The sequence below is a fragment of the Streptomyces sp. NPDC093111 genome (genome assembly GCF_040683955.1).
GTDB lineage: Bacteria > Actinomycetota > Actinomycetes > Streptomycetales > Streptomycetaceae > Streptomyces.
This window is the reverse complement of the sequence record NZ_JBFBNW010000014.1, coordinates 303,139-310,405: the sequence shown is the minus strand read 5'-3', so window position 1 is coordinate 310,405 and position 7,267 is coordinate 303,139. Positions and strand designations below refer to the sequence as shown.

The following is a 7,267-nucleotide window of genomic DNA, read 5'->3' as shown; positions in this document are numbered from 1 at the left end:
CGCCCGGTTACATTCCGAACCCGGAAGCTAAGCCTTTCAGCGCCGATGGTACTGCAGGGGGGACCCTGTGGGAGAGTAGGACGCCGCCGAACAATATTTCAGGACCCCTGGTCCCAGCGTTCACGCTGGGACCAGGGGTCCTTTTGTTTTTCCTTGAATTTTTCTGAAGCGCGCGTCGGGGTGCCGGCTGCGCGAGAATGACAGCAGTACCCGAAGACAGGAGTCACGTCGATGTCCACCAACTCTCCCGACGACCGTCCGGAGCGCGATGCGCGCCGCCGCGAGGGTGGCGACCGAGGCGGCTTCCGTGGGCCGCGCCGTGACGACAACCGTGGCGGAGGCGGTGGCGGCGGCTACCGTGGCCGCGACGACCGCCCGCCCTTCCGCCGCGACGACCGGCGTGACGACAACCGTGGCGGCGGCACCGGTGGTGGCGGCGGTTTCCGTCGCGACGACCGTCCCTCTTCCTCGTACCAGCGTGACGACCGTCGGGACGACAACCGTGGCGGCGGCGGTGGCGGTGGCTACCGTGGCCGCGACGACCGTCCGTCCTTCCGCCGCGATGACAACCGTGGTGGCGGCACCGGCGGCGGCTTCCGTCGCGACGACAACCGCGGTGGCAGCGGCGGTGGCGGCGGCTTCCGCCGTGACGACAACCGTGGTGGCGGCAGTGGTGGCGGCTTCCGTCGTGACGACCGTCCGTCTTCCTCGTACCAGCGTGACGACCGCCGGGACGACAACCGTGGCGGCGGCGGTGGCGGTGGCTACCGTGGCCGCGACGACCGTCCGTCCTTCCGCCGTGACGACAACCGTGGTGGCGGCACCGGCGGCGGCTTCCGTCGCGATGACAACCGTGGTGGCGGCAGCGGTGGTGGCGGCGGTTTCCGTCGCGACGACCGTCCGTCTTCCTCGTACCAGCGTGATGACCGTCGGGACGACAACCGGGGTGGCGGCGGTGGCGGTGGCTACCGTGGCCGCGACGACCGTCCGTCCTTCCGCCGCGACGACAACCGTGGTGGCAGCGCCGGCGGTGGCTTCCGCCGTGATGACCGTCGGGATGACAACCGTGGCGGTGGCGGCGGCTTCCGCCGTGACGACCGTCCGTCCTCCTCGTACCAGCGTGACGACCGCCGCGATGACAACCGGGGCGGTGGCGGCTTCCGTCGCGACGACCGTCGGGACGACAACCGTGGTGGCGGTGGTGGCGGCTTCCGTCGTGACGACCGTCCGTCCTCCTCGTACCAGCGTGATGACCGGCGGGACGACAACCGGGGTGGCGGCGGTGGCGGTGGCTACCGTGGCCGCGACGAGCGTCCGTCCTTCCGTCGCGACGAGCGGCGTGACGAGCGTCCGTCCTCCTCGTACCAGCGGGACGACCGCCGTGACGAGCGCCCCTCCTCGTACCAGCGCGATGACCGTCGCGACGACAACCGCGGTGGCGGCTTCCGCCGGGACGACCGGCGGGACGAGCGGCCCCGTGGGCCGCGTCGTGACGACGACCGGCGTGGCGGCGGCGGCTTCCGTGGCCGCGACGACCGTCGGGACGACCGGGGCGGCTACCGTGGGCCGGGTCGGGACGACCGTGGTGGGTTCGGGCGCCGGGACGACCGGGACCGTCCGGACCGTGCGCCGATCAAGCGCCTGCCGATCCCGCCGGAGGTCACCGGTGACGAGATCGACCCGGACGTGCGCCAGGAGCTGATGAGCCTGCCCAAGGGGCTGGCCGAAGAGGTCTCCCGCAACCTGGTCATGGTCGCCCAGCTGATCGACGAGGAGCCGGAGAAGGCGTACGAGTACTCGCGCATCGCCCTGCGGCTCGCCTCCCGTGTCGCGGCCGTCCGTGAGGCCGCCGGCTTCGCGGCGTACGCGACGCAGAAGTACTCCGAGGCGCTGGCCGAGTTCCGGGCCGCGCGGCGGATGACCGGCAGTGTCGAGCTGTGGCCCGTCATGGCCGACTGCGAGCGCGGTCTGGGCCGTCCCGAGCGTGCGCTCGCGATGGCCGGCGAGCCCGAGGTGCAGAAGCTGGACAAGGCCGGACAGGTCGAGATGCGGCTCGTGGCCGCCGGCGCCCGCCGGGACCTGGGGCAGCTCGACGCGGCCATCGTGACCCTGCAGAGCCCCGAGCTGGCGTCCAACGCCAACCACCCGTGGACCGCCCGACTGCGCTACGCGTACGCCGACGCCCTGCTGGCGGCCGGCCGCGAGCGCGAGGCGCGCGAGTGGTTCGCCAAGGCGCTGGAGTCCGACAAGGACGGCTCCACGGACGCCTCCGACCGGCTCGCCGAGCTCGACGGTGTCGAGTTCGTCGACGCGTTCGAGGACGAGGACGACGAGGACGTCGCCGACGAGGCCCCCGAGATCGAGGACGTCGAGGACGACGTGTTCGAGGACGAGGACATCGACGGCTCCGACGACGCGGACGACGACGAGGACGACTTCGCGGACCGTGAGGACCGCGAAGGGCGTGAGGACCGCGAAGAGCGCGCGGGCCGCGACGACGCCTGACGGCTGAGTGCATGACGAAGGGCGCACCCCCTGCGGGGTGCGCCCTTCGTCATGTCCGGGGTCAGTCGAGCGCCAGGCTCCGCAGGACCAGGCCCGTCGCCGGCTTCGGGCCGAAGGAGGTCGACTTGCGGGGCATCGTGACGCCCTGGCGGGCGAGGTCGCGGACGACCTCCTCCTTCACCGGGTGCATCAGGACCGCCGTACCGCCGCGCCGCTCGGCCTGGGCGACGGCGGCCTGCGTGTCGTGGATGTAGGCGATGTCCTCGGGCTCGTCCGGGATGTGCCAGACGTGGTCCAGGAGGGTGGAGTGCAGGACCGTCGCGTCCAGGGTGCGCCATGCCTCGGGGCGGTCCGCGCGGATCGTGCGGGCCAGCAGCGCCGGGTCCGGGCGGTCGAGGAGGTGGAAGGTCCCGTCGCCGGCGAGGACGAAGGCGTTGCCCTCCGCCGTGGCCGCCGCCAGGGCCTCCTGGGCCGCCGCCAGCGGTCCGTCGACGCGCGTCACGCGGAAGGCGTCGCCGACGGCCGCCAGCGCGTCGGCGACCGGGAGGCGGTTGAGGAGGCGGTGGATCGCGCGGACCCGCAGCGGATAGCGGGCCGTGTCGATGAGCAGGACCAGGCCGTAGTTCCACGGGCCGGGCGAGGTGTGCTCCTCGCGCAGGCGCAGATACGTGGCCCAGCGGTGGTGGCCGTCGGCGATCAGGGCCTGGTGGCGGCCCAGCTCGGCGGCGACGGCGGCCAGGTCGGCCGGGTTGGTGACCGCCCAGAGGCGGTGGTGGAAGCCGTCCTCGGTGGTGGTGGAGAGCAGCGGCTCGCGCTCGACGGTGCGGTCGATCACCGTGCCGGCCCCGTCGCCGTCGCCTCGGTACGTCAGGAGCAGCGGATCCAGGTTGGCGGCGGTGGTGCGCATGAGGGCGGCGCGGTCCTCGACGACGTGCGGCATGACGTCCTCGTGGGGGAGGACGACGCCCTCGCCGGGCGCGGACAGTTCCAGGGCGCCGATGAGGCCGCGCTGGAGGATGCCGTCGCCGCGCTGCTCGTACACGTAGATCGCGGGGTCGGGGTCCGGGGCGAGGATGCCGTCGGCGATCCAGCGGTCCAGGGTGACGGCGGCCTTGCGGTGGCGGGTGCCGGCGGTGATGGCCTGGGGCAGGATCAGGCGCACGATGTTGTGCGGGTCGGCGGACTCGAGGTGGTGGAGTCCGTCAGGTCGTACGACGACGTCGTACGGAGGTGAGGTCACGGCTGCCAGGCTGCCGACCCGTGCGGGCACGTACCGAAGGCCCCGGAACGGGGCCAGGCGGAGTCCTGGGGCGCGGACGTCATCGGCCGCGTGACCTGAAGTGTTCATCTCGTCATCGTATGTGGCCGGTAGCGATGAGCGATGATCGGGGGAGTGAGGGAATTTCACCCGTTGACGTGAGGAGTACGTGGTCATGACGGGAATCGGCCAGGGCCGGAACAGCAGGATTCGGCCGAGTGGCAGTGCGGTCGCGCTGAGCGAGGCGTACGACACGGCACTGCTCGACCTGGACGGCGTGGTCTACGCCGGCGGGCAGGCGATCCCGTACGCCGTGGAGGCGCTGGGCACGGCCCGGGCGGGCGGGATGCACCTCGCGTACGTCACCAACAACGCGCTGCGGACCCCGCACGCGGTGGCGGAGCACCTCACCGAGCTCGGGGTGCCGGCGGAGGCCGGGGACGTGATCACCTCGGCGCAGGCGGTGGCCCGGCTGATCGCGGACGAGCTGCCGCCCGGTTCGCGGGTGCTGCTGATCGGCGGCGAGGGGCTGCGGGTGGCGCTGCGCGAGCGGGGCCTGGTGCCGGTCGAGTCGGCCGACGACGATCCGGCGGCGGTGGTGCAGGGCTACGGCGGGCCCGAGCTGCCGTGGGGGCGGTTCGCGGAGGCGAGCTACGCGGTGGCGCGGGGGTTGCCCTGGTACGCCTCGAACACGGACCTGACGATCCCGGGCGCGCGGGGGATCGGGCCGGGCAACGGGGCGGCCGTGGAGGTGGTGCGGATCGCGACCGGGGCCGAGCCGAAGGTCGCGGGCAAGCCCTTGCCGCCGATGCACCGCGAGACGGTGCTGCGGACCGGGGCCGAGCGGCCGCTGGTGGTCGGCGACCGGCTGGACACGGACATCGAGGGCGCGTTCAACGGGGACGTGGACTCGCTGCTCGTGTTCACCGGGGTCACGGACCTGGCGCGGCTCCTCGCGGCGGTGCCGGAGCACCGGCCGACGTATCTGGCGGCCGACCTGCGGGGGCTGCTCGTGGCGCAGCCGGAGGTGACCGACGGCGCCGACGGGGCGTTCCTGTGCGGCGGGTGGACGGCCTCGGTGAGCGGCGGCGCGCTCCTGGTGGAGGGCGTGGGGGAGACGCTGGACCCGATGGACGGCGCCCGCGCGCTGTGTGCGGCGGCGTGGGCGGACGCGGGCGCGGGGGCGTGCGGTCTCGACGCCGGGAAGGCGCTCGGGAGGCTCGGCCTGGGATGACGGGCCGGCCGGTCGCGGGCCGGCGGCGTCTCCCCTTGTCCAGGGGATCGATCACCGATGGGAGGGTAGGCTAACCTAACCTCGTGTTGGTCGAGAGTCCCTCCCGTGCGAGCGCGGAGCCGTTGGGCCCTGTCCGGAAACCGTCGCACCGCAATTCCCTGCGTGCCGTCGGACTGGTCGTGGCCGTCGGTGTCCTGCTGCTGGTCTGTGTCCTGAGCATCATGATCGGTGCCAAGCCGGTGCCGCTCGGCGATGTGTGGCACGGGCTGTTCCAGAACAGCGGCATCCGCAACGACATCGTCATCCACGACGTGCGCGTGCCCCGCACCCTCCTCGGGCTGCTCGTCGGTCTGGCCCTCGGCCTGTCCGGCGCCGTCATGCAGGGGCTCACCCGCAACCCGCTCGCCGAGCCCGGCCTGCTCGGCGTCAACGCGGGCGCCGCCGCCGCCGTCGTCTCCGCGATCGCGTTCCTCGGCGTCACCGACGCCGACGCGTACGTCTGGTTCGCGTTCATCGGCGCCGCCGTCGTCTCCGTCGTCGTCTACGTCCTCGGCGGCAGCCGCAGCGCCACCCCCGTACGGCTCGCGCTCGCCGGCACGGCGGCCACCGCCGCGCTGTACGGGTACGTCAACGCCGTGCAGCTGCTGGACTCCGCCGCCCTGGACCGGCTGCGCTTCTGGACGGTCGGCTCGCTCGCCTCCGCCTCCATGGACACCGTCGCGCAGGTCGCGCCGTTCATCCTGGTCGGCGCCGTGCTCGCGCTGCTCATCGCCCGGCCGCTGAACGCCATGGAGATGGGCGACGACACCGCCCGCGCCCTCGGCGCCCACCTCAACCGCACCCGGATCGTCGCCATGCTGTCGGTCACGCTGATGTGCGGGGCCGCGACCGCCGCGTGCGGGCCGATCGTCTTCCTCGGCCTGATGGTCCCCTACATCGTGCGGTCGATCACCGGCCCCGACATGCGCTGGATCCTCCCGTACGCGGCCGTCCTGTCGCCCGTGCTCCTGCTCGGCTCCGACATCGTCGGCCGGGTCGTGGCCCGGCCCTCCGAACTCCAGGTCGGCATCGTCACCGCGCTCATCGGCGGGCCCGTCTTCATCCGTCTCGTCCGCCGCAAGAGGATGGCCACGCTGTGAGCACCAAGACCCTGCGGACCGGCGGCGGTCTCTCCGTACGGTACGAGCCGCGCGCCCTCGTCTCCGTCCTCGGCCTGCTCGTGCTGTCCGCGGCCGCCGCGGTCGTCCTCATCGGCAGCGGCGACTTCCCCATCGCGCCCGGCGACGTGGTCGCCACCCTGCTCGGACACGGCACCCCCGTACAGGAGTTCGCCGTGATGGAGCTGCGGCTGCCGCGGGTCCTGGTCGCCGTCCTCGTCGGCGCCGCGCTCGGCGTCGGCGGCGCGGTCTTCCAGTCCGTCTCCCGCAACCCGCTCGGCAGCCCCGACGTCATCGGCTTCGGCCAGGGCGCCAGCGTCGGCGCGCTCACCGTCATGGTGCTCTTCCAGGGCAGCGCCGCCGCCGCGGCGGGCGGCGCGATCGTCGGCGGACTCGTCACCGGCGTCGTGATCTACCTCCTCGCCTGGAAGCGCGGGGTGAACGGCTACCGGCTGGTGCTCATCGGCATCGGCGCCGCCGCCATGCTCACCGCCGTCATCCACTACCTCATCACCAAGGCGCAGCTCGTCGACGCCACGCGGGCCACCGTCTGGATGACCGGTTCGCTCGACGGCCGCGACTGGGCCCAGTTCTGGCCGCTGCTGGGCGCCAGCTGCGTGCTGCTGCCGGTCATCCTCGGCCACGGGCGGGCGCTGCGCATGCTGGAGATGGGCGACGACGCCGCGTACGCCCTCGGGGTCAAGGTCGAGCGGACCCGGATCGTGCTCCTGGGCTCGGCCGTGCTCCTCGTCGCCGTCGCCACCGCCGCCGCGGGGCCGATCATCTTCGTCTCCCTCAGCGCGCCCCAGCTGGCCCGCCGGCTCACCCGCTCGCCCGGCCCCAACCTCGCCGCCTCCGCGCTCATGGGCACCGCCCTGCTGCTCGTCGCCGACTGGGCCGCCACGCACGCCTTCGGCGAGCGGCAGCTGCCGGTCGGTGTCGTCACCGGCGTCCTCGGCGGCTGCTACCTGCTCTGGCTGCTGGTCAGCGAGCGCAAGGCGGGCCGGATATGACCCTCCAGCAGGAACCTCTCCAGCAGGAACCTCTTCAGCAGGAATCCCCTCAGCAGGCATCCCTCCCGCAGGAATCCCCTCGGCGGGACGCCTCTCAGCA

General features: G+C 73.1%; 6 protein-coding genes and 1 rRNA gene. 6 read left to right on the top strand and 1 reads right to left on the bottom strand.

What is annotated here, in order from left to right; genetic code table 11:
- The 3 genes from rrf to AB0Q96_RS25850 all read left to right on the top strand — a co-directional run.
- Positions 1 to 92, top strand: a 5S ribosomal RNA gene (gene rrf / locus AB0Q96_RS25860); the annotation flags it as partial.
- Between the two features lie 176 nt (positions 93 to 268).
- Positions 269 to 1,702 (top strand): hypothetical protein, encoded by a 1,434-nt coding sequence (locus tag AB0Q96_RS25855; protein ID WP_365329376.1) that lies wholly within the window; start codon positions 269 to 271, stop codon positions 1,700 to 1,702.
- Complete coding sequence (locus AB0Q96_RS25850; RefSeq protein ID WP_365329374.1) at positions 1,687 to 2,505, top strand: hypothetical protein; 819 nt, start codon at positions 1,687 to 1,689, stop codon at positions 2,503 to 2,505. The genes AB0Q96_RS25855 and AB0Q96_RS25850 overlap by 16 nt, the downstream gene beginning before the upstream one ends.
- Positions 2,506 to 2,566: 61 nt before the next feature.
- Here the strand turns inward: AB0Q96_RS25850 and AB0Q96_RS25845 are convergent, their stop codons facing one another.
- Positions 2,567 to 3,853 (bottom strand): DUF1015 domain-containing protein, encoded by a 1,287-nt coding sequence (locus AB0Q96_RS25845; protein WP_365329372.1) that lies wholly within the window; start codon positions 3,851 to 3,853, stop codon positions 2,567 to 2,569.
- 85 nt (positions 3,854 to 3,938) lie between these two features.
- Here AB0Q96_RS25845 and AB0Q96_RS25840 point away from each other — a divergent pair, with 85 nt between their 5' ends.
- The 3 genes from AB0Q96_RS25840 (at position 3,939) to AB0Q96_RS25830 (ending at position 7,167) form a co-directional block, all read left to right on the top strand.
- Positions 3,939 to 4,997: an HAD hydrolase-like protein gene (locus AB0Q96_RS25840; RefSeq protein ID WP_365329370.1), complete on the top strand. Its 1,059-nt coding sequence runs from the start codon at positions 3,939 to 3,941 to the stop codon at positions 4,995 to 4,997.
- A gap of 179 nt (positions 4,998 to 5,176) precedes the next feature.
- Positions 5,177 to 6,136, top strand: coding sequence for an iron chelate uptake ABC transporter family permease subunit (locus AB0Q96_RS25835; RefSeq protein WP_365329368.1), 960 nt, complete (start codon positions 5,177 to 5,179; stop codon positions 6,134 to 6,136).
- A complete protein-coding gene (locus tag AB0Q96_RS25830) occupies positions 6,133 to 7,167 on the top strand; it encodes an iron chelate uptake ABC transporter family permease subunit (protein ID WP_365329366.1) in 1,035 nt (344 codons plus the stop codon). Before AB0Q96_RS25835 ends, AB0Q96_RS25830 begins: the two co-directional genes overlap by 4 nt.
- Positions 7,168 to 7,267 lie beyond the last annotated feature (100 nt).

What these genes read in the sequence shown, in the direction of transcription:
- AB0Q96_RS25855 (WP_365329376.1), top strand. Translation starts at nt 269, where the DNA reads ATGCGCGCCGCCGCGAGGGTGGCGACCGAGGCGGCTTCCGTGGGCCGC.
- AB0Q96_RS25845 (WP_365329372.1), bottom strand. Translation starts at nt 3,853, where the DNA reads ATGAACACTTCAGGTCACGCGGCCGATGACGTCCGCGCCCCAGGACTC.
- AB0Q96_RS25840 (WP_365329370.1), top strand. Translation starts at nt 3,939, where the DNA reads ATGACGGGAATCGGCCAGGGCCGGAACAGCAGGATTCGGCCGAGTGGC.